This is a genomic window from Micromonospora sp. NPDC051296 (assembly GCF_040682255.1).
In the GTDB taxonomy this organism is placed as follows: domain Bacteria; phylum Actinomycetota; class Actinomycetes; order Mycobacteriales; family Micromonosporaceae; genus Micromonospora; species Micromonospora craterilacus.
In genome coordinates this window covers 1-2209 of record NZ_JBFBAO010000602.1, presented here as the reverse complement: position 1 = coordinate 2209, position 2209 = coordinate 1, and the positions used below count along the sequence as shown (strand labels likewise).

Sequence of the window (2209 nt, the reverse complement as noted above, 5' to 3'; positions counted from 1 at the left end):
CGGGAACTCCTCGAACCAGCGCTGCTTGGCGGTCGGGTCAGCGCTGTCGAAGTTGGTACCGAACTCTGCCAACATCCGCGGCTTGCCCGCGCCGATACCCTGCTCGTCCAGCCAGCGATAGAAGGAGCCGACCGTCGCACTCGGGCTCCGCCAGACCGTGCCGCCGTTGCAGACATGGAAGTTGTACGGATCCCAGGCCACCCAGTCGACGTAGCGGTCACCGGGGTAGAGCCCGGCGTACCGGTCGTAGTGGCCGGACCAGCCCATCATCGTCCACACCCAGACGGCGTTGCGGACGCCGGCCGCGGCGAACCGGTCGTGCACGTACCGCCAGGCCCGGACGAAGTCCGCGTCGCTGCCCTTGGCCGGCTCGTCCTCCGGCTCGTGGTCGAAGCCCAGGAACACCGGCTGACCGACGGCCCGGATCCGGCCGGCGACCGCGTCGATCGTCGCGTCATGTCCCCCGCCGTAGACGTCCTTCCAGGTCAACACCGCGCCGGAGGAGAAGATCCGGGTCTCCCAGGCGAAGAACATCAACCGGCCCTCGCGCATCTGCTGCTGCTGGTAGACGTCCGGGAAGGCACCGTTGCTGCCGGTGTTGGAAAAGTCGTGGTACCGGTGGACGACGTCGAAGGCCCGGCCGACCTGCGCCTCGATATCGGTGATGGCCCGGCCGTGGTCCCAGGTCGCCGGGTTGGTCGGCGAGTACATCCCCCACCAGGCACCACACGACGGGACCAGCTTGTCCGAGACCGTCCCGCACCGGCCCGCGTCCGCCGCCGGTGGGGTCGGGGTGGAGCTGGGGTTCGCCGGGGTCGGCCTCCCACTGGGCGAGGCGCTCGGCGACGGGCTCGGCGGGACGGGCGCGCGGGTCGGTGTGACCGAGGGCCCCGGTGCGGCGCTGGGCGCGGCCGTCGTCGGACGGGCACCCACGCCGTAGCTGACCACCAGGCGGGGACGTAGATCCGGGTTGCGGTTCTCCGCCGAGGCCCAGTAGATGCGGGTCGCCAGTCCACTCTGTGCCAACGACACCGTCCAGATGCCGTTCCCACTGATCAGCCCCGACACGTCCCACTCGTTGAAGCCCCGACCCACCCCGGCGACCACGTCCAGCGCCGCGCCGACCGGCGCGGGCGCCGGCCGGGCCGCGCGGGCATCCAGCCGGGACGCGTGCGCGGTCACCGTCGCGTCGAACGCCTGCCAGGCGTGCACCCGCAGGACCGCGCGGACGCCCACCGCGTTCGCGGGCAGCGACGTCACCGAGAATTCGAGGATCGCCTCCCGGGCACCGCGCGGATTGCCGTCACACCCGGCGGGACAGGTCGCCAGCGTCGCCTTGACGCCGTTGTCGCCGTCCTGCGACACCATCGTGGCGGTGGTGTCGGCCACCACCGGAATCGACAGGTCGTCGGCGGCGAGTAAAGGCACCATGGTCGCCGCCAACCCGAGCACCACCGTCGTGCCGAGGACGCCGAGCACCACGGCCTTGCGTCGGGGGCCACGATGCCGGATGAGGCGGTGCAGTCCGCGTCTGGCCACGGATACTCCTTGTGTCTTGACGATAACGCTGAGCAGCGTATCGACGTACCCAAGGGTGCCCGTGGACGACAGTGGAAGCTAAGCGTGTCTTAACCGGCAGCTAAGACGCCCCAGCTCAGGGGCGGTTTCGGTCCGATCGTCGACGGCTCAGCTCCGCCCCCGGCGTGTCACGCAGCTCCAAAGCCAACGATCACACAAAGAAGGCCCTCGGCGGCACGCCAGGGCCTTCTCACCGCGTTGATGGTCAGCCCAGCGGACCGATCCGCTTCGCCAGGTTCACGAAGGACTGCCACGAGCCAGGGTTGAACAGGAGAGCGCCGCCGTCGCGGTCCTTGGTGTCGCGCACCAGCACTACACCGGGCATATTGTCGGCGACCTCCACGCACGACCCGCCGTTACTTCCCGAGTAGGTCGACGTGCGCCACCTGGCACTGGTCATGTCCATGTCTGCGCGGCTTCCTTGATCAGTTCAAGCCGCTCGGCCACCGCCATTCGCCAGCCGTTCATGGCTGGGCCAGGCGTACGTTATCTGGCTCGGCAAAAGTGTTACCCCTGCGTACGCCGGGTGCGCGGGGATCAGGCGACTTCGCGTCCGGAACAGGGCCGGCAATCGATGGGCACAGACTTAGCCGGGAAGATCACGCTGTCCGTGGTCATCCCGATGTACAAC

2 protein-coding genes are annotated in these 2209 nt (G+C 69.2%); both read right to left on the bottom strand.

All coding sequences use genetic code 11. The annotated features are described in order from the left end of the window. A partial coding sequence (locus AB0M52_RS33395; RefSeq protein ID WP_363961836.1) for a glycosyl hydrolase occupies positions 1 to 1539 on the bottom strand: 1539 nt, incomplete at its 3' end. Positions 1540 to 1783: 244 nt separating this feature from the next. Further along, positions 1784 to 1978, bottom strand: coding sequence for a DUF397 domain-containing protein (locus AB0M52_RS33390; RefSeq protein WP_363961837.1), 195 nt, complete (start codon positions 1976 to 1978; stop codon positions 1784 to 1786). Positions 1979 to 2209: the final 231 nt, after the last annotated feature.